Here is a 19,254-nt window from a genome sequence, read left to right on the forward strand (position 1 = left end):
TTTATGCGACGCGTTGCAGGCTTACATAAAGCACGAGGCCGATGCCGCTCATCTGGGAATGCTGGCCAATCTGCGTGTAGGCGAAGGTGGCTGCCGGACCGGTGAAAATGGCGGTGAAAAAGAAAACCCGAAGGGCGATTGCGGCGATGGTCCGGGTTTTTTTCATGGCCGCTCTCCGACAGGCTTCTGGGTGAACGCGGCGACAGGTCCGATTACCGGTTGATCCCGGTAGAGGTTGTACCTCTGGTCAGCGAAAATGCTGGCAACAGCGGCAAAGCCAGCGATCATCAGGCAGACAATTGTTAAACGTCGAAGCATACCGGTTGGCCCCCAAAGCCGTAATGATTTCTGTTCTCCCTCATCAATTTAGCCATTGCGCCTGAACCCTCCCTGAGAGGGTCGTTCATGCGGCGTTCAAAAATATTGATGTTCCGTTTATTGCGGTGTGTGGCTCTTGTGCCTGCTGGAAAGGGACTTATGTTTTCCATCATTGGAATGCGGGAACATAAGTCCCGCTCAACGTCAGGATCAGCGGGAGAGAGCCCATGGCCGAACAGACCAAGCCCATCGAGTTGTATTATTGGCCGACACCGAACGGTTTCAAGATCAGCATTATGCTGGAAGAGCTGGGCGTTCCCTACGAGGTCAAGTATGTCAATATCGGCAAGGGCGATCAGTTTCAGCCGGACTTTTTGAAGATTGCTCCTAACAACCGTATGCCCGCCATCATCGATCCGGAAGGGCCGGGCGGCCAGCCGATCTCGGTGTTCGAGTCTGGAGCTATACTGCAGTATCTCGGGCGGAAGTTCGGTAAGTTCTATCCGACCGACGAACGCAAGCGCGTCGCAGTTGACGAATGGCTGATGTGGCAGATGGGTGGCCTCGGCCCGATGTCCGGGCAGGCCGGGCATTTCCGTGTCTATGCGCCGGAAAAGGTTCAGTACGGCATCGACCGCTATACCAACGAGGTTAACCGTCTCTATGGTGTGTTGAACACGCAGCTTGAAGGCAAGGAATACATTGCAGGCGAATATTCAATTGCCGACATGGCTTCGATCGGCTGGATCAATGCCCATAAGAACTACGACCAGAACCTGGATGATTTCCCGAATCTGAAGCGCTGGCATGAGACAATGAATGCGCGCCCTGCGGTTCAGCGTGGTCTGCTTGTCGGGAAAGAAGAGCGAGAAAAATCCAATCTGGCGACGGACAAGGAAGCCCAGAAAATTCTCTTTGGCCAAAAGGCACGCTGAATAAGCGATCAAAAGAAAGGGCAGCTTCGAGGCTGCCCTTTCTTATTCTGGATGCCACTGAATATTACTGGCGCGTGAGGCTCTCGCTCTTGCAGATCAGGCCGCCCATCACGCAGCCGGAAAGTGAAAGCGTGTTGCCCTTGACGCTGGCTTTGCCGGTATAGGTTTTGCCCTCGTCGAGCTTGTTGACCTCACCCTTGTAGCTGCCGCCCGTGCCTGACATCGTGCCGATGGACTTGCCCTTGTACTCGCCGGTCTGCACCGTACCGCAGAACTTGTTGGCGCCGCAGGACGCATAGCTGATGATCGTGCCGTTCGGGCGCTTCCACGTGCCGACGATCCCTTCGTCGGCAAGGGCAGGGGCGGCAAAAGTGGCTGCAAGCGTCATTCCAAGAATAAGTGTGCGGATCATTCTTTCCTCCCAAATCGCCGCCAGTCCCGGCTTTGCCGGTCGCAACGATGAAACCGCTGTGATGCGTTTTGAAGTTTGAGACAGAAGCCCTCCTCGAACATCCGTCAAGCTTACGCAAACGTAAACGTAAACCAGTTTTTGGCGAAGCGGAAGAGGGATATTTGTGTCTCGCTTGGCACCTGAAATACTGCCCTTTTTACACACACAGCCGCATTCGAATGTTGTCTATAGTTAGCAACTGGTTTCGTTCGACCGTGCGGATTTGAATCGAATTTTTGCAAAAATCAAGCAATCGGCGACACTTGCATGTTTAACAAAATCCCAAGTTTACCCCTTGTTCGGATTTTGTTGGTTGCTCGTTAAGCATCTGGTTTAACGCGCATTTCAACCCTTTCCCGTAGATTTGAGAGCATGAACGGAACGACAGAGACGGCAGTTTCAAAGCAATGAAATCAGGCTTTGAAAATAAAGACTGGACGGTTCTCGGGATTTAACAGGGACAGAGAAAAATGGCACAGTTTCAGAGCTTCTCGAATACGCACAACGCAATCGCACAGGATCGCATTCTTCTCGAAATGGGCATGAAATTTGCCATCGGCCGTGATTGCGAGATCGACGTGGTGGAAGCCCACAAGTGGCTGAACATTGCCGCCATCCGCGGCAGCGAGAAGGCCGCCCGTATGCGCAATCAGGTGGCAGCGACGATGAGCAAGGGCGAACTGGCAGCAGCGCTGCGCGGTGCGCGTGAGTGGATGACCGCCCACTGACTGGCAAGATAGTCGTTATGAAAAAAGCCGCCTTCAAGGCGGCTTTTTTGTTGACTCAGCTTATACCGAGATACCGGCCCGGTTTGTGGTTGATTGCGATGATGAGGTTCATGGCAATCGCTCCGATCAGGGAAAGCACCATGTTTTCCCACGGGATAAAGAACAGCGAGATCAGCATGATAAGGACATCGAGGCCGAGCTGAAACCAGCCGGCTCTTATCCCATAAGCGTCCTGTAGATAGAGCGCCAATATATTGACGCCGCCGACGCCGGAGCGGTGCCGGAAAAGTGCCAGCACCCCCATACCCATCAGGGTGCCGCCCATGAGTGCTGCGAAGAGCGGATTGACGCTTGAGAAATCGACACTCATGGGCATCAGTCGAGCAAAGCCCGACATCATGGCCACTGCGACAAAGGTTCTGATGGTGAACGCCCAACCCATTCGACGCACGGCGAAATAATAGAATGGCAGATTGATCAGGAAATAGAGCAATCCGAATTCCGTGCCTGTTGCATACTGGATGAGAAGGGCGATACCAGCCGTGCTGCCGGTCATCAGCATAGCCTGACTATAAAGCGTAATGCCGAGCGCAATGAAGGACGTGCCGATCAGCATAGCCATCGCATCTTCATAGAGGCGGTGACGGTCTGATGCGGCGGCTTTCGACGCATCGATGAGCGGGGCGGCGTTATCTGCGATATCGGCCACGTGGAAACTCCAGAACAGCGAGAAGCCGGTAATCCGGCAAATAGATTACGGTGCCGGAATGAATTCCGGCTTGTCATGCATTCGCGCTGTGCAGAGGGTTGGGTCAAAGCACGCGGCGTCAAGTCTTGGGAGACGGTTAAATATAACAGCCGTTTTGACGCTTCGCACGGCTTGAAAGATTGTTATTTCACGGTCGTGTTTGTAGATTTATCGCGATTGCGAAGGCTGTTTGTTTTGATTTATTTCGTGCGTCATCTGCGCGAGGAAGCGTTTGACGTCATGAGGGCTGCGCAAATGACGCTTGGCGAGATGCTGAGGCGCACTTTCCAGAAAGGCCAGTGCGCGAATGCGACCGTTCTTGCGATAGCCTGCCACCCATTTCAGGAAGTCCCAGTCGAAACGCTCCACACAACCTTCCGCCATATCCGGGCGTGAGCGTCCGTAATGGATTACGGTTCTTTTGAGTACGCGCCACAGGCGACGCACAGTCGATATATCGAGAAAAACGAGCGTATCGGCTCGCGATGCACGATAAATCATAGTTTCGCTATGATTGCCTTCGAATATCCATGTGTCCTGATCTGCTGCTTCGTTGGTGAGACGGCTGATCTCGTCACGCGGGCGCATCGTCCAGCACGGCTGCCAGTAGAGGGTATCGATATGAATGACCGGTAAGCCGGTAATCTCGCCGAGCGCACGTGCCAGGCTTGATTTTCCCGAACCGGCGCCGCCTATGATCATGATCCGCTCTATCACCTGCATCGTCTCCGGATTTTAACTCTGTTCGAATAAAAATCGGACATGAGGCAGGAAGTACTATAATTTTACTTCATGGCACCTGCATGACCATAACGAGCAAAGAAAGCCCGTTAGAAAATTTGTATTGGAGCTGAAGGTAATATTGACCAAATGATTGACAGTCAACTTTGCGGAGCGCAATATTGGCGTATAAACGGAACGGGTCAGAGCAACAATGACATCTACCGTTCCTCTATATTAGTAAGATCGCAAGGCGTAAAAGTGCCGAGTGATCGAAAGAGCTGCATTCGATAGGGAGTGACAAGATGTCAATTCGAACCATCACCGCCATGGCCGGCACAGCCATCATCATGAGTGCTGCTGCATTTGCCTTTTCATCGCCTGCTAATGCGCTGACGATGAAAGAATGTAGCGCAAAATATCAGTCTGCCAAAGATGCTGGCACGCTTGGTGACATGAGGTGGAATGATTTCCGCAAGGCGCAATGCGGTGATGATGCAGATGCTGCCGCAGCACCGGCAGCTCCAGCCAAAAAGGCAACCAAGAGTGCAGCCGCCCCTGCCGCAGACGACAGTGCCAAGGGCCTGACAATGAAGGAATGTAGCGCGAAATATCAAGCTGCCAAAGATGCTGGCACGCTTGGCGGTATGAAATGGAACGATTTCCGCAAGGCGCAATGCGGTGCAAATGCCGCCGCAGCTCCTGCACCTGCTTCTCCAGCTAAGAAAACGGCAAAAAGCACTGCTGCTGATGACAGCGCCAAGGGCTTAACGATGAAGCAGTGCAGCGCCAAGTATCAGGCGGCAAAAGACGCTGGTGTTGACAATGTTGCAAAATGGAACGATTTCCGCAAGGCTGAATGCGGACCTGGTGCAGATCCAGTTGCCTTCAGCACCGACGGTACCAGTGAACCAACTGCCCCAACGGTTGCGGCGCCCAGAGGCGTCAAATTTCCAACGGCAGTTTCTGCAAAGTTTTCGAACGAATCAGCTGGCAAGGCTCGTATGCACACCTGCCTCGAGCAGTATTATAGGCTGAAAGATGCCAATGCATTGGGTGGTTTGAAGTGGATACAAAAAGGTGGCGGTTACTACAGCCTCTGCAATGCACGCCTGAAAGGCAATTCCTGATCTGATCAGGACGATTCGAATAAGAAGGGGCCTATTTTCCCCTTCTTATTTGGTTCGTGAGAACCAGCCCGCGACCGCGACTGCGAGCCAGCCAAGTATCATCAACGATCCACCTGTCGGCGCGGCCATTGGAAAGAGCCGGTCGCCTATCATATCACGCATGAAGAGGTCGCCGCAGAATAAGGCGAGACCGATCACAAGTAATGCGCCGCCCAGATAAGCGGTACGGCTGAAAGGTACAATGAGAGATAGGACCAGAAATGCGGGCGCATGGCCGAGGAGCAGAGGAGCGATGTTGCCCAGATGGTTCTCTCCACCATGGGCGGCGCCCGCATAAGCGGCAATTGCAAGGGCACCGCACAGTCCGGCAAGCGTGCTGAAAAGAATGTTGGGATACTGGCTATCGGATCGAATCTGCATCTATGGCTCCACCGTTCAGGCAGTTTCACGAGTATCTGCGTGTTTGCGCGCATCCTCCAAAGCGGCGGGTAGGGCAGCTTCAAAGAGATCGAGCTGCTCATCGATGCCGACGCTCACGCGAATACAGCGGTCGAGAACCGGTGCCCCGGGTTTGCGCACGAAGATGTCACGCGCGATTAGCTCGTTGAGAACTGCTGTGGCGAATGCTCCATCCTTACCGCAATCGACGGCAACAAAATTCGTGGCAGATGGGACGGTTGTAAGGCCGTTTGCCTCAGCGATTGCAGCGATGCGATCGCGCCCTGCCTGTATTTTCGCGACTACGTCACGCAGATAAGCTTGATCCTTGAGGGCGGCGATAGCTGCTGCCTGCGCAAGGCGATTCACTGCGAAATGATCGCGAATCTTGTCGAAAGACTTGATGGTTTCGGCGCTGCCGACAACATATCCACATCGGATTCCCGCTAGACCATAAGCCTTGGAGAAGGTGCGCATCCGAAGAATGTTGGGTCGGTCGGTTTCAAAAGGCGGGAAGGCGGACGCTGGCCCTGTTTCGCAATAAGCTTCATCCAGAATGAGGAGGGTGGTTTCAGGAACGCGCTCGATGAAGGATTGAATGTCCGAACCCATATGCCAGGTTCCCATCGGATTGTCCGGATTGGCGAGGTACAGAATTGCAGCATCTTGCTTGCGGGCCGCATCGAGCAGGCCGTCGAGGTTCGATTTGTCGTTGATATAAGGAACAGTAACCAGGTTTCCGCCATAACCCGCAACGTGGTAGTTGAAGGTTGGGTAGCCGCCCAGCGAGTTGATGACCCTGTCACCTTCCTGAACATATTGTCTGACTACCAGCCCGAGCAAGGCGTCGACACCTGCTCCCGGCATTATGTGTTGCGGCTTTACGCCGTGATGTGCGGCAATGGCATGGCGCAGTTCATAGTTTTCAGGATCGCCATACTTCCAGATTTCGCTCGTTTCGGTCCGAATTGCATCAAGGACAGACGGCGCTGGACCAAAACTGCTTTCATTCGCGCCGACCCGTGCCTTGAAAGGCTTTCCGCGCTGTAGCTCCAGCGTTTCGGGGCCGGTAAAAGGAACAGTAGAAGGCAAGCTTGCGACGAGTGGTGTAAGGCGAGGCGATCCCATGGCGATTTCCAGTCGATTCTCAGTCCATCAACGTGTGAGGAGGGCAGTCGAAGAGCTGGAGAAAATCTTATCCACCTACGCCTGTCCAGCTCGGAAGGCATAGCAACTTGTAGTGACTGGTGCCATCACAATGATTCTAGTCGATTGAATAATCCAAGCGAACGATCAGGCTTGCTGCCCGCCGATCGAGTTAAACGATAAGGATCTGCAGAGTGAAACGGGTCGGAACCCGAACATCTGCACGCCTCAGGCGCGCGTGCGCACCGTCGGTGTCTCACAACCACAAGCACAACGCGCAGTGCCGGAGCCATCAAAAACGCCTGTCGATCTGATTGAATCAGATCGACGTTCCAAGCATTCAACCATATCGCACCTTGTCCGAAACCGGTTTACCCATTCCGAGATGCGTTTTAGTGGACCTCGAGCACTTTCACGCATGAATCGAGATCATGTGTCGCCAAATGGGCGTAACGCATGGTCATCTGGAGTGTCTGGTGCCCCAGCCACATCTGAACACGACGGATATCGATCCCGCCCCGGACGAGACGGGATGCGCAGGTATGACGTAAAATATGCGGAACGACCTGATCGTCCGTACCAAGACCGACTTCCATCTTCGCTTCATTCCAGATCTGGCGGAACCGGACCTGATTGAGCATGGAGAAGGGGCCTTTGAGCTTCTCATGCGGGATATGTGCAGCCTTGCGGGCACGGCGGGTGAGTGGGACAGTGCGGCTGCGATTTGATTTGGTGAGCCAGAACGTAACCCGCTGATCTTGAACATCGTTCCAGGTGACACCGATTGCTTCTCCAAGGCGGCAGCCCGTGTCGACAAGAAAAAGGGAAAGCCGATAACTGTCTTCACAGCGCGACTTGATCGCGGCGAACAGGCGCTTTTCTTCCTCATATTCGAGGAATCGAATACGTCCCACACGCTCCTTCTGCCGGACGAATTCCGGTAGATTAAAGATATCTCCCATCTTGTGCGCCTTTCGCAGCAGCTTGCTCAGCGCAGCCATCTTTCGATTGATGGTTGCATTGCTGTTGCCACGCTCACGAAGCGAACCGATGACGGAATCAAGCATTTGCTGATCGAAACCTGAAAAGCGTTCGCCCTTCAAAATCTCATCAATCTCGCCGAGAAACGACTTCACATTATACTTGTGTGATCCATCATCCCACAGGATGTTGACATATTTCCCCGTCAGTTCCGCCACCGAAAATTGCTCGACAAGCCGGTGGTTCGGACTTTTGCTGGATGTGTACTTTAAGTTGTAGTCGACTATCGGCGCAAACTTGTCGCCTGTGTCGATCTTCGTTTCCCCAACGACGATCATTGCACGCCCCCCTTCTTCTTGTAGGACGTACAACTAATGAAATAATTCCCGGAGCACAAGATAAGTGAACTAACTTTATGCGGAGACATGATTGGACCTTTCTAAAAGACCATGTTTGCCCCCAGCTTTCTGTCGTCCCCGAATTCCCCTCGTTTATCGATCCTTTTCGAAATTCCCTGTTCGAAAGGATCGTGTCACTTAATCGTAAGCGGTGTTTCAAATGGATGAGCGCCAACGGTTTCCCGTTGGCGCATTTTTTCAACGTCGTTCTTATTAGAACGAGCGCTGGAAGCGAAGCATGCCCTGGAATGCATCCTTGGTAACACGCAGAGGATGGTCATCGTCCCAGCGGGTGTAAGAGACTTCAGGCGTAATGGTGAAGCCCGGAACCAGCTGATAGGCAACGTTTGCGGTAACTGCGGTCTTGCCCCAGTCTTCGTATGCAGCCTGCACGTTGATGACAGCCTTTTCAGAGGCCTTGTACTTCAAGCCACCCCAGACGGCCCAGTCACCGCCCCACTGACCATACATCTGATCGTCAGACTCTTCCGAGGAATAACCAGCCTGTACCCAGACAGAGAACTGGTCGGTGAGGTTTACGTCACCGCGAACTTTAGCCGCCCATTCTTCAATAACGGAGTCATAAGCAACTACAGCTGCGATCGCACCCCAGCCACCGGCATACTTCACGCCACCAACAACGTGCGGAACATAATCGTTGACAACGTAGCCTTCGCCGCCTTCTTCCAGAGCAACAGTTGCCGAGAAGCCGTTGCCGCCAGTGAAGGTGTAAGAAATCTTGCCAGTACGATAAGCACCTGCAGCTACAACATCGTCGTTGATGACATCGCCAAGATAGCCAGTGAACGTATGGAACGACGATTCGTCGAGACCTACGCGAAGGCCGCCCAGTTCGATGTAAGCGAATTGCAGCGTGGTCGACTGACGATCAGCACCATAGCCTTCAAAACCGGTGTCACCGAGATTGCCTGGAACGGCATCCCACTGAAAGCGGTTTTCGGTAAACGTACGAAGAGTACCCAGTTCCGTTTCAGTCGCAGTATGCGTGCGCAGTGCGAAACGTGCACGCTTCACCCAGCCACCCAGTTCAACGCCGGAGTAGGCATCATCGCCACCCTTTACGTCGTAACGAACGTAACCGGAAATACGCAGGCAGGTTTCGGTGCCTGGGATGTAGAAGTAGCCAGCGCCGTAAGCATCGCAGACGCGGACATATTCAACGGCTTCTGGCTCTGGCGCGACGATTGCGTCGGCAGCCTGAGCGCCGGAAGCTGCAACCAGAGCTGCAGCGGAGCCAAGGAGAAGGCTCTTGATGTTCATTTCTGACCTCCAGTCAAGAATCGGAGGCTTTCGAAATAAATAAGTATTTTCAATGTGTTATAGAGTTTGCAGATTCGGAACTCAAAAAGTCAGCAAATCGGAAGTGATCCGACATGCGTCGAATACGGGGCGTAAAAGCACGGAATCGCACATCGCGTGGCAATCTGGATCTGATTTTTATGAAGAGATTTGCTTGAGGCAGCTGGCGGAGAGGATGGGATTCGAACCCACGAGACCCTTATGAGGTCTACTCCCTTAGCAGGGGAGCGCCTTCGACCACTCGGCCACCTCTCCGGTAAGGGCGAGATAGCTGGTACGCTTTGTCATTTCAAGCGAATTGCGCGCCAACTGGTAAAATTTCCTGCGAATTATCGCACTTTATATATACGCAATCAGGAATATGCGTGGAATCGGCCGCTTTCACCAGGCGTCGGCAGCCTCATTTCGAGCTGTTTAACAAGAAAGATTCGCACCCAAATCAGCTAATGTGGCAATACGCGACGGTGCTTTGACATATTCTCCACTCGGAGCACGGGAAGTCATGGATTCGCGGGCTGAAAACCGCCACGATGCCAAATATCGCGTGTTTTCAAGCGTTAAGACCCGTTAACTCGCGTTCACTCATGTTAATAAACTCTAAATAGCCCACCCTGAAACGGGCAATTTCGTGTCTTTTCTGCAACAACCCTCCCTCATAGAAGCACCAGAAAGGTTGGGAGAGTGTATTCGATGTTGAAACGAAGGAACGGGCGAGTATCTTCACATCCAGAAGAAGGAGCGCTTCGGGGCGACTTTTTCAAAAGGGGATGGGGACAGGTTGTCCTTCAGCCAAATCAGAATGCCCAGACCCATTTTTAACTTTGACTGGAGGTCAGAAATGAACATCAAGAGCCTTCTCCTTGGCTCCGCTGCAGCTCTGGTTGCAGCTTCCGGCGCTCAGGCTGCCGACGCAATCGTCGCGCCAGAGCCAGAAGCCGTTGAATATGTCCGCGTCTGCGATGCTTACGGCGCTGGCTACTTCTACATCCCAGGCACCGAAACCTGCCTGCGTATCCATGGTTATGTTCGTTACGACGCAAAGGGTGGCGATCGCGTTTACGCTCGTACGCCTGGCGATCTGGACCGTGACACCTGGGGCAAGAACGCCCGTGCAACGCTCCGCTTCTCGACCGCTTCGGAAACCGAACTCGGCACTCTGAAGACCTTCACCGAACTTCGTTACAACTGGAACGGCGGCGGCGACGGCGAAGAAGACGCATACGGCTCGAGCGAAAACAGCTCGCTGCGTTATGCTTACATCCAGCTCGGCGGCCTGCGCGTTGGTCTGGATGAATCGGCCTTCGTAACCTTCCCTGGTTACCTCGGCAACGTCATCAACGACGACGTGATCCTCGCTGGCGGCTACCGCACCAACCTCATCAGCTACACCTTCACCGGCGGCAACGGCTTCTCGGCTATCCTGTCGCTCGAAGAAGGCGGCAACGGCGACTCCGACGTTGACGTAACGCTGAACGACTACACGCCGCACATCGTTGGCGGTCTGAAGTACGCTGGTGGCTGGGGCTCGATCGCAGCTGTTGCAGCTTACGACGCTCGTAACGAAGAGTGGGCCGGTAAGGTTCGCGGCGACGTCAACATCACGGATCGCTTCTCGGTCTGGGTACAGGGCGCTTACAAGTCCAACGACGACGAATACTTCGCTACGTCGGATGGTAACGGCGGTTTCTACACCTACCGTGGCATCACCAGCTTCTACGGCACGTGGGGCGGCGACTGGGCTGTCTGGGGTGGCGCTGCATTCAAGGCAACCGAAAAGGCTACCTTCAACCTGCAGCTCGCTTACGACGACACCAAGACCTTCGCAGCAACCGCAAACGTTGCTTACGAACTGGTTCCTGGTTTCACGATCACCCCGGAAGTTTCCTACACCAAGTGGGACGACGAAAACATCAGCCTCGACGGCAAGGATGCCTTCCAGGGTATGGTTCGTTTCCAGCGCTCGTTCTAATCCCTCTGGGATTGTTCACAAAGAACCCGGCAGCATCGCTGCCGGGTTTTTTGTTTGCGGATTTTCACGGTTGCGATCTTGCTTTCACCGAAATCTCGGTCTTTGTACGAATAGAAAGCGGCTTGTGTTCCGCAGCTTCGCATTCGATAATTTCCAGCGTGGAGACGCCACGACATGTTCAAATGGTTTTGGCCCGGAGTTACGTGGACCACAGCGCTGACTGCGCTTGCGCTCTGGTTTGGTGCCGATCGGGTCGAGACGGATATTGCATCACGTACCGGCGAAGCATTGGCTCCATATGTATGGACGGGCTTTGATGTGGACGGTCGCGATGTGACGCTTAAAGGTATTGCGCCCGATCCAGAGGCTCAATCCGCTGCGAAAATGGTGCTGGAGCAGGTGAGGGGGATTCGCGAAATCACCGATCTGACGAGTGTTCTTCCGCTCGTGTCGCCCTATTCGCTACAGATAAAGAAGAGTGCAGACGGAATCATTCTATCTGGTTCCGTCCCTGATAATGATGTCAGGGACCGTATCATGACGGCGGCTGAAAGTGCGGCTCGGGGCATCCCGCTTGATGATGAAATGGCCGTAGGCCGAGGCAGCCCGGCGAATTTCGTTGATTCGGTGGAGTTTGCCTTGCAATTTCTGTCGGCTCTGCGGGAAGGAGAGATTGAGATTTCAGACCTCAACATCTCTGTCAAAGGCAAAGCTGCAGACGATGCCAGCTATCAAAAGATAGAATCCCGGTTGCACTCCCCGCTTCCTTTCGCTCTGAAGGCAGGACGGGTAGAGATTGGCGAACCTTAGCTTTTACGGCGAGGAAGGCTGACGGAATCTCGAATTTCGTCCCCTGTTAGTTTTCTGTTCGGAATTGACAGCCCGCCTGTTCGAGCCTTTCCTTTCTCTTTATGAATAGGCATAGCGGATCATATGTTCCATTTCCGGAATAGAAAGCGGACCTGACAATGCTTTATTTAGCCGTATCGTTTTGGCCGGTTCTCGTTGTAGCGGTTTTAATCGGTGCGGGTGTGGGCTGGCTGACCGGTTCGAAATAGTGGCGGCAAATTGGGGGCGGGGAAAAATTGACGACGATTATGTTCGTCAGGCTTGAGTAATTTGGAGTACGAGGAAACCATATGCCGTTGCTGATTGTTCAACTGGCTGTTCTTGTTGCCATCGCTTTTGTTATTGGCTGTGTTCTGGGTCGTTTCGTGCGGCGCAGAAGTGCGGCGATGCCGGATCACGAGCGTACAATTATTGCAGCGGCACACGCGACATTGCCAGTTGCTGAAAAGCCGGAAGCGTCAAATAAGATCTCTTCCCCGGCAAAAACTGAAGAACCCAAAATCTCATCCCAACCGCGTGAACCGGAGAAGCTTCAGTTGAAAGCTGTGCCCGATGCTGAAGTGGTCGGGAACTGGCCTTCTCGGGAGGAAAAGGCGGGGGCTGAGGCAAATGCCGAGCCTGTACGCGATCCGGGCCGACCTGAGCTTTTGGAAGCTGCGCGCCTTGGAAAACCTGATGACCTTACCGTCATCAAGGGCATTGGCGGGGCGGTTCAGGGATTGCTCAACGGGATCGGCGTGTTTCATTACGACCAGATTGCCGGCTGGAATGAAGACGAATCGCGCTGGATCGAGCGAAACATAGGCTTTCCGCGCCGTGTGGAGCGCGAAGACTGGAGCGGGCAAGCCACCAAGCTGGCGAATGCAGCAAATAAAGCCAGTGCTAGGAGATCGGAAAAGCCCGGCAAAACAGCGACCAAACCAAGATCGCGACGGACAAAAAAAGCAGGCGAATAGCCTGCTTTTTCATTTCAGAGCATTTCTACTATTTCAATATAAGTGCGAAGTTTTCTAGCGCCGACCGTAAATCAGATCGGTCTGTATATCCGCACTTCCGGTCAGGCGGGCCTTATAGACTTCGTAGTTTTCCATCACGCGCTGAACATAGTTGCGTGTCTCGGAGTAGGGGATACGTTCGATCCAGTCGACGACCTGATCGATAGGCTTGCCACGTGGATCGCCATATTTCTCGACCCATTCGGATGCGCGGCGAGGGCCTGCATTGTAACCGGCGAAGGTAAGAACGTAAGACCCATTGAAACGGTCAAGCTGCTCGCCGAGGAAATGGGCGCCAAGCGTCGCATTATACCCTGCATCCGTCGTGAGGCGTGGCGCGGAGAAGCTCATGCCGTTGCGGGTCGCCACGCTTTTGGCCGTTGCTGGCATAAGTTGCAGCAGACCGCGTGCGCCAGCTTTTGAAACCGCGCCGACGTTGAATTCACTTTCCTGCCGGGCAATAGCATAGGCTAGAGCCTTACCTGATCCGCTTATATTGGCATTGGCGGGAATTGCGCCAAGCGGATGCGAGAGAGCACCAACATCAAGACCTCGCAATGCAGCATTTTTGCCGACGCGCAGCGCCAGATAGTGGTTCTCGTCGCGCTCGGCCATGACCGCCAGCAGAGCCAGTTCGCCGACACTGTCGAGTTCCTGCGAAAGCTGATTGTAGAGCGTCGTTGCGCGACTGCTATAGCCGACCTGTTCCAGCCGCTTGATTGCCTGCACGGCGGGACGGCCCGCAAACCGCGCGCGATCCGCTTCCGTTGGTCTTGGATAGATAAGCTCAGGTGCTTTTTCGCTCAGTTTGGCTGCCGAAAGCTGTCCGTAAAATGTTGTGCCGAAATGGGCGGAGCGGCGATAATAGTCGCGCGCATCGCCACCGCTACCTGCTTCGGCCGACCGTCCGAGCCAATAGAAAGCACGAGACGCCGAAATCGGACGCGAGGAGATTTCTGCGATCTTGGCAAAATGTGGCGCAGCCGTCTTCGGCTGGTTCAGGGCGCGCAGTGCATACCATCCGGCATGGAATTCCGCTTCTGCGGCCATTGTGGGCGATTCGGCGGCGTGGGCCGAAACCAGCTTGTAGGCGAGCTGCGGTTTGCTAAGGTCGAGCAGTTCCCGTGACAGGATGCGGCGTTCGACCCACCAGGCATCCGGATCGACAAGCGCCGACGCCTGACGTGGTGCCTTGAGCATGAGGTCTGTCGCCTCGTTATAGCGTTCGGCGCGACGCAGATAGCGAATCTTCAGGAACTGATAGGCGGCGTTTCCCTGCCACGTGCGGTCGACGCCCGCTATCGCCTTGGCGGCATTCGGAGACTTCTGTGCTACTGCCGCAAAAGCGTTGTAAAGCGATTGGGCCTGTGCCGGACCTGCAAGCAGTTTTGCGGACTGCATACGGTCATTATAAAGAGAACGCAGAATACGGCGCTGATGATCTTCGCGCGTCAGAACGTCAGAGAACTCTTTCAGGATCTTTTGCTCGTCATCGGCTGATAAGCGCTGTGTAGCCCACCATGGTGAAAGCAGTTCGCGCGCTTTGCCCGCATTTCCAGTGCTGACATAGGAGCGGGCAAGAAGAATCATGCCTTCTGTAGTCTGCGGGCGCGTATTGCCGAATGTTGCGATTACGGTCGCAGGAGCTGGATTTTCCTTGAACAAGGCCCGTTCAGAGTTACGGCGCAGAACCGATGTCCCCGGCCAGCCGCGCAAATCTGTTGCCGCCGCTGCAATTTCAGCGCTCGGCACACCATCAAGACCGGATGTCGCGATAGCCCACGTCAGAATCTGGCGGTCAAGCGAACCACGAGGCATCCCGTTGCGGAATGCGATAGCACTTGCCGTGTCACGGGAGGAAAGGGCATCAAGCCCGCTTTTCAGCGTTCCACCAATCGCTGCCGGGTTTTCCATACGGCTGACTGCTGACGTCACGACCGGATCAGGCGTGGCCGGACGCGGTTTCGGTGTCACCAGATTCATCGGCGACTGGTGTGTCGTCGTCGGTGCAAAGGGACGCGCAAGCGGGGTGGGAACGCCGGACGGCAGCGAGGATTGGGCGAGCGAAATCACCGGCTGCAGAGCAACCGCAACAAAGCAACTCGCGAGGAGAGCTTTTCTTTTCAGGGATATCGCTGCGACTTGTTTTGACATTGGCTAACTAGAACAAAGACTTGGTTGATGTGCAATATGTTGTTGAAATCCGGCTTTTCTTAGCCCGGTTTTTGACTGGCTATTTCAATGATGAGGATAGGCTCAAGGAATGAATCTATCCTTAATAAAGCGTTATCGCTTCGGTGTTGCCGCATCTTGGTTGTTTCGGGCCGCCGATGTTTCTAAAGGCAATCGAGCGAATAGCCGGTGGAGCTTGGGGATCGCTTTAAATTTTGTCGCAAAACTGCCGTATTGCCCTTGTTTTGCCTGTATACCCCGCTTGCTCCACTCGTGTGGCAAGACTATTGTGCAACGCCTCAACCCGGTCAGAAGCCCCAGAGTGATCCCAAGCTGATCGGTGGAATGAGGTCCAGTCTTTCTTTTTTCAGGAGTTCACTAATGCTGAAGGGCTCAATTACCGCGCTTGTCACGCCATTCGATTCCGAAGGAGCGTTCGACGAGAAAGCCTTTCGCGCATTTGTAAACTGGCAGATCGAAGAAGGCACCAAAGGGCTCGTCCCAGTCGGCACGACTGGTGAAACACCGACCCTGTCGCATGACGAGCACAAGCGCGTCATTGAGGTTTGCATTGAGGTTGCAGCTGGTCGCGTTCCCGTGATCGCCGGTGCAGGTTCCAACAATACTGTGGAAGCGATCGAACTGGCGCAACATGCCGAAAAGGCTGGCGCTGATGCCGTTCTCGTCGTCACGCCTTACTACAACAAGCCGAACCAGCGTGGTCTTTACGAACATTTTTCGCGTGTGGCCCGCTCCATTTCGATCCCGCTCATCATCTACAATATTCCCGGTCGTTCGATCGTCGACATGACACCGGAAACGATGGGCGCACTCGTTCGCGATCACAAGAACATCGTGGGCGTCAAGGATGCGACTGGCAAGATCGAGCGCGTATCCGAACAACGCGCAACCTGCGGCAAGGATTTCATCCAGCTTTCCGGTGAAGACGCAACGGCTCTTGGTTTCAACGCCCATGGCGGGGTAGGGTGCATTTCGGTGACGTCCAACATTGCGCCGCGTCTTTGCGCCGAATTCCAGGATGCATGTCAGGCCGGCGATTTCTCCAAGGCACTCGAATTGCAGGATCGCCTCATGCCGCTGCACAAGGCACTCTTCATCGAGCCAAACCCGTCAGGCCCGAAATATGCGCTGTCGCGCCTCGGCCGCGTGGAAAATGCCTTGCGCTCGCCGATGGTGACTGTGGAAGCCGCGACGGCAGAGAAGATCGATCAGGCCATGAAGCATGCGGGTCTGGTCAACTGACCCGTCAAGTTTACCGCTTTCGCTGATTTTTACGCTCCCGTAGCTTCGGGAGCGTTTTCATTTCAGGCATTGCACATTATATGGTGCCATCATGAACAAGCCCAAGAATTCTCCTGTGCGCAAAATCATCGCGGAAAACCGCAAGGCGCGCTTCAATTTTGAAATTCTAGATACGCTCGAAGCCGGTCTCGTCCTGACCGGCACCGAGGTCAAGTCGCTGCGCGCCAATCAGTCCAACATAGCGGAGAGCTATGCGAGCTTTGAGAATGGCGAGTTCTGGCTTATCAATTCCTATATTCCGGAATATACGCAGGGCAATCGTTTCAACCACGAGCCGCGGCGCTTGCGCAAACTGCTCATCAGCAAACGCGAAATGTCCCGCCTGTTCAACTCGGTATCACGCGACGGGATGACCGTGGTGCCATTGAAGCTTTACTTCAATGATCGGGGTCGCGCGAAGCTGGAACTGGCGCTGGCGCGAGGCAAGAAGACTCACGACAAGCGCGAGACGGAAAAGAAGCGCGACTGGAATCGTGAAAAGGCTCGCTTGATGCGGGATAAGGGATAAAGATCAGCAAAGTATGAGAGCGCCTCAGGCGCTCTTTTGATTCAGATAGTCGCGTACATTCCGGAATACGGTTCGGAACATGGTATCCGTCAACCGCCCGGTATTGGTGTTATAGCGCGAGCAGTGATAGCTGGAAAAAATGCGCAGGCTGCCAATGTCGCTTGCCCGGTCGTGACCGAAGGGATGTCGCGCAACCGGCGCACCAAGTGCACGAACCGTCGATTGATGCGCAATCGTTCCCAGTGTGACGATTGCCTGCAGATTCCGAAATCGGGTCAGCATCGGCAACAGGAATTGTCGGCAATTGTTGATCTCGGCGCCGATGGGCTTGTTTTCCGGCGGCACGCAGCGCACCGCATTGACGATGCTGGCATCCAGCAGGCGCAAACTGTCGTCAGGACGAGCCTCGAACTTGCCAGTGGCAAAACCGAATTCACACAGTGTGCTGTAGAGCAGATCACCGGCATAGTCGCCGGTGAAGGGGCGTCCGGTTCTATTGGCGCCGCGCAAACCTGGCGCCAGCCCCACAATCAGGAGCCGAACATCGTCATCATGCGCTGGCAGAAACGGTGGAACCGGTGAATTATGCCACGAAGGCTCCTTGCGGCGCCATTCCTGCAGGAATGCGTGCAGCCTGGGGCAGATATCACAGTTGGGAGATGGTTCGGAAATCATGCCCCTGCATGAACCGGCTCGACGACGGCGTCAATAGCTGTCGTCGAGATCGTCATCCTGGCGGCGCGGTGCGCGTTCCGACGGATCGCGGCCAATCTCAGCCTTGAGCGAGACCAGATCGATGAAATGATCGGCCTGGCGGCGCAGTTCATCGGAAATCATGGCCGGCTGGGTGGTGAGGGTCGAGACAACCGAAACCTTGCGGCCCTTGCGCTGAAGTGCTTCGGCAAGTGAGCGGAAATCGCCGTCGCCTGAGAAAATCACAAAATGGTCGACTGTATCGGTGAGCTGCATGGCATCGACTGTCAGTTCGATGTCCATATTACCCTTCACCTTGCGACGCCCGGTGGAATCCGTGAATTCCTTGGCAGCCTTAGTGACGACCTTGTAGCCGTTATAATCCAGCCAGTCGATCAGCGGGCGGATCGAGGAATATTCCTGATCTTCAACCAATGCCGTATAGTAATATGCACGAAGCAGATAGCCACGCTTCTGAAATGCCTTCAAAAGCTTCCGATAATCAATATCGAACCCCAGAGTTTTCGAGGCGGCGTATAAATTGGCGCCATCAATAAAAAGGGCAATTTTTTCACGAGAATCGAACATCGTGCAATATATCCACTCTACGGCCGGACGGGAGTGGACCGACGACCGCTTATAAGTTTGTTTTCTAAACGGCGGGTGGTATCAAATTTTACCAATGCGTTTATTGCCTTCTAAGGATATATCACAGAAAAACAAGCAACCATGGGTTGTTATTTACCTGCACAAAATTACCTATAAGGGAGTCTTGTCTCAGTAATCCCGTTCTGGCTTACAAAATATTGTGCCGTTTTGACGCGCCGCCGTGTTTTATCGGGTGAATCCATGAAATTGACGTTCTTTTGGCAGATTTCATGAGGTGAGGCACGAGCAATTCCGCTTTTGCTTGTAATTTGGCTCCACAAGCGTTATGTGGGGAAAAATCCAATAAAGTTCGAGAAATGAAAGGGACCGCGCATGGCCCGCGTCACTGTTGAGGACTGCGTAGATAAGGTCGAGAACCGTTTTGAACTGGTTCTGCTGGCTGGTCACCGTGCTCGCCAAATTTCCCAGGGTGCACAGATCACCATCGACCGCGACAACGACAAGAATCCTGTTGTTGCGCTGCGCGAAATCGCTGATGAAACCCTGTCGCCAGATGATCTGAAGGAAGATCTCATCCACTCTCTGCAGAAGCATGTGGAAGTCGACGAGCCAGAAGCCGCTGCGCCTGCACAGATTGCTTCGTCTTCGGAAGAAGTTGCAGAAGGCATTGCAGACGCTGCCGAGGAAGATGTGGTTGCTTTCGACCGTATGTCGGAAGAAGAGCTGCTCGCCGGTATCGAAGGCCTCGTCGCACCAGAGAAGAACGACGACTTCTAATCGTCGTTCGAATTATTTCTCTTTGTGCATGCGTCGCGACTTTCCA

20 protein-coding genes and 1 tRNA gene are annotated in these 19,254 nt (G+C 54.1%); 9 read left to right on the forward strand and 12 right to left on the reverse strand.

Annotated elements, in window-relative coordinates:
- Position 1: 1 nt before the first annotated feature.
- Positions 2-166, reverse strand: a complete 165-nt coding sequence (locus ABDF71_RS05315) for a hypothetical protein (RefSeq protein ID WP_162998228.1) — start codon at positions 164-166, stop codon at positions 2-4.
- 379 nt (positions 167-545) lie between these two features.
- Here ABDF71_RS05315 and ABDF71_RS05320 point away from each other — a divergent pair, with 379 nt between their 5' ends.
- Positions 546-1,253: a glutathione binding-like protein gene (locus ABDF71_RS05320; RefSeq protein ID WP_012092429.1), complete on the forward strand. Its 708-nt coding sequence runs from the start codon at positions 546-548 to the stop codon at positions 1,251-1,253.
- Between the two features lie 64 nt (positions 1,254-1,317).
- Here ABDF71_RS05320 and ABDF71_RS05325 read toward each other — a convergent pair whose 3' ends face one another.
- Positions 1,318-1,665, reverse strand: a complete 348-nt coding sequence (locus ABDF71_RS05325) for a DUF2147 domain-containing protein (protein ID WP_010661613.1) — start codon at positions 1,663-1,665, stop codon at positions 1,318-1,320.
- Positions 1,666-2,174: 509 nt separating this feature from the next.
- Between ABDF71_RS05325 and ABDF71_RS05330 the strand changes: the two genes are divergently transcribed.
- Positions 2,175-2,432, forward strand: coding sequence for a sel1 repeat family protein (locus ABDF71_RS05330; RefSeq protein WP_279676343.1), 258 nt, complete (start codon positions 2,175-2,177; stop codon positions 2,430-2,432).
- Between the two features lie 55 nt (positions 2,433-2,487).
- Here the strand turns inward: ABDF71_RS05330 and ABDF71_RS05335 are convergent, their stop codons facing one another.
- The gene (locus ABDF71_RS05335) at positions 2,488-3,141 is read right to left on the reverse strand and encodes a YitT family protein (protein ID WP_012092428.1); all 654 of its coding nucleotides are present in this window, start codon (positions 3,139-3,141) and stop codon (positions 2,488-2,490) included.
- A 207-nt stretch (positions 3,142-3,348) separates the two neighbouring features.
- Positions 3,349-3,882: a P-loop NTPase family protein gene (locus tag ABDF71_RS05340; protein ID WP_235691885.1), complete on the reverse strand. Its 534-nt coding sequence runs from the start codon at positions 3,880-3,882 to the stop codon at positions 3,349-3,351.
- Positions 3,883-4,205: 323 nt separating this feature from the next.
- Here ABDF71_RS05340 and ABDF71_RS05345 point away from each other — a divergent pair, with 323 nt between their 5' ends.
- A complete protein-coding gene (locus ABDF71_RS05345; protein WP_279676340.1) occupies positions 4,206-5,030 on the forward strand; it encodes an antifreeze protein in 825 nt (274 codons plus the stop codon).
- Positions 5,031-5,075: 45 nt separating this feature from the next.
- On the opposite strand, the gene ABDF71_RS05350 is transcribed toward ABDF71_RS05345, so the two are convergent.
- From ABDF71_RS05350 to ABDF71_RS05370, 5 genes are all read right to left on the reverse strand, one after another.
- Complete coding sequence (locus tag ABDF71_RS05350; RefSeq protein WP_012092426.1) at positions 5,076-5,450, reverse strand: DUF423 domain-containing protein; 375 nt, start codon at positions 5,448-5,450, stop codon at positions 5,076-5,078.
- Between the two features lie 15 nt (positions 5,451-5,465).
- Complete coding sequence (locus ABDF71_RS05355) at positions 5,466-6,596, reverse strand: pyridoxal phosphate-dependent aminotransferase (RefSeq protein ID WP_012092425.1); 1,131 nt, start codon at positions 6,594-6,596, stop codon at positions 5,466-5,468.
- Between the two features lie 410 nt (positions 6,597-7,006).
- On the reverse strand, positions 7,007-7,933 hold the full coding sequence (locus ABDF71_RS05360) for a tyrosine-type recombinase/integrase (protein ID WP_029925277.1): 927 nt from the start codon (positions 7,931-7,933) through the stop codon (positions 7,007-7,009).
- 273 nt (positions 7,934-8,206) lie between these two features.
- The gene (locus ABDF71_RS05365) at positions 8,207-9,274 is read right to left on the reverse strand and encodes a porin (RefSeq protein ID WP_040129537.1); all 1,068 of its coding nucleotides are present in this window, start codon (positions 9,272-9,274) and stop codon (positions 8,207-8,209) included.
- 203 nt (positions 9,275-9,477) lie between these two features.
- Positions 9,478-9,568, reverse strand: a tRNA-Ser gene (locus ABDF71_RS05370).
- 583 nt (positions 9,569-10,151) lie between these two features.
- Between ABDF71_RS05370 and ABDF71_RS05375 the strand changes: the two genes are divergently transcribed.
- The 3 genes from ABDF71_RS05375 to ABDF71_RS05385 all read left to right on the forward strand — a co-directional run bounded on the left by ABDF71_RS05375 (position 10,152) and on the right by ABDF71_RS05385 (position 13,087).
- The gene (locus tag ABDF71_RS05375; RefSeq protein ID WP_353405109.1) at positions 10,152-11,282 is read left to right on the forward strand and encodes a porin; all 1,131 of its coding nucleotides are present in this window, start codon (positions 10,152-10,154) and stop codon (positions 11,280-11,282) included.
- Positions 11,283-11,456: 174 nt separating this feature from the next.
- Positions 11,457-12,092: a BON domain-containing protein gene (locus tag ABDF71_RS05380; protein ID WP_353405111.1), complete on the forward strand. Its 636-nt coding sequence runs from the start codon at positions 11,457-11,459 to the stop codon at positions 12,090-12,092.
- 329 nt (positions 12,093-12,421) lie between these two features.
- Positions 12,422-13,087, forward strand: a complete 666-nt coding sequence (locus tag ABDF71_RS05385) for a helix-hairpin-helix domain-containing protein (protein ID WP_094514886.1) — start codon at positions 12,422-12,424, stop codon at positions 13,085-13,087.
- Positions 13,088-13,141: 54 nt separating this feature from the next.
- On the opposite strand, the gene ABDF71_RS05390 is transcribed toward ABDF71_RS05385, so the two are convergent.
- Positions 13,142-15,280 carry a lytic transglycosylase domain-containing protein gene (locus tag ABDF71_RS05390; RefSeq protein WP_500061258.1) on the reverse strand — a complete coding sequence of 713 codons (2,139 nt, stop codon included), beginning with the start codon at positions 15,278-15,280 and terminating at the stop codon, positions 13,142-13,144.
- A 399-nt stretch (positions 15,281-15,679) separates the two neighbouring features.
- Here ABDF71_RS05390 and dapA point away from each other — a divergent pair, with 399 nt between their 5' ends.
- Together dapA and smpB are read left to right on the forward strand one after the other, a co-directional pair.
- Positions 15,680-16,561 (forward strand): 4-hydroxy-tetrahydrodipicolinate synthase, encoded by an 882-nt coding sequence (dapA, locus tag ABDF71_RS05395; RefSeq protein WP_010661626.1) that lies wholly within the window; start codon positions 15,680-15,682, stop codon positions 16,559-16,561.
- Between the two features lie 91 nt (positions 16,562-16,652).
- Complete coding sequence (smpB, locus tag ABDF71_RS05400) at positions 16,653-17,129, forward strand: SsrA-binding protein SmpB (protein WP_010661627.1); 477 nt, start codon at positions 16,653-16,655, stop codon at positions 17,127-17,129.
- Between the two features lie 24 nt (positions 17,130-17,153).
- Here the strand turns inward: smpB and ABDF71_RS05405 are convergent, their stop codons facing one another.
- Together ABDF71_RS05405 and ABDF71_RS05410 are read right to left on the reverse strand one after the other, a co-directional pair.
- Positions 17,154-17,804: a uracil-DNA glycosylase gene (locus tag ABDF71_RS05405; protein WP_010661628.1), complete on the reverse strand. Its 651-nt coding sequence runs from the start codon at positions 17,802-17,804 to the stop codon at positions 17,154-17,156.
- A gap of 30 nt (positions 17,805-17,834) precedes the next feature.
- Positions 17,835-18,410, reverse strand: coding sequence for a LabA-like NYN domain-containing protein (locus ABDF71_RS05410; protein ID WP_012092419.1), 576 nt, complete (start codon positions 18,408-18,410; stop codon positions 17,835-17,837).
- Between the two features lie 393 nt (positions 18,411-18,803).
- Here ABDF71_RS05410 and rpoZ point away from each other — a divergent pair, with 393 nt between their 5' ends.
- On the forward strand, positions 18,804-19,208 hold the full coding sequence (rpoZ, locus tag ABDF71_RS05415; RefSeq protein WP_010661630.1) for a DNA-directed RNA polymerase subunit omega: 405 nt from the start codon (positions 18,804-18,806) through the stop codon (positions 19,206-19,208).
- Positions 19,209-19,254 lie beyond the last annotated feature (46 nt).

It is taken from the genome of Ochrobactrum sp. WV_118_8, from assembly GCF_039631535.1.
GTDB lineage: Bacteria > Pseudomonadota > Alphaproteobacteria > Rhizobiales > Rhizobiaceae > Brucella > Brucella anthropi.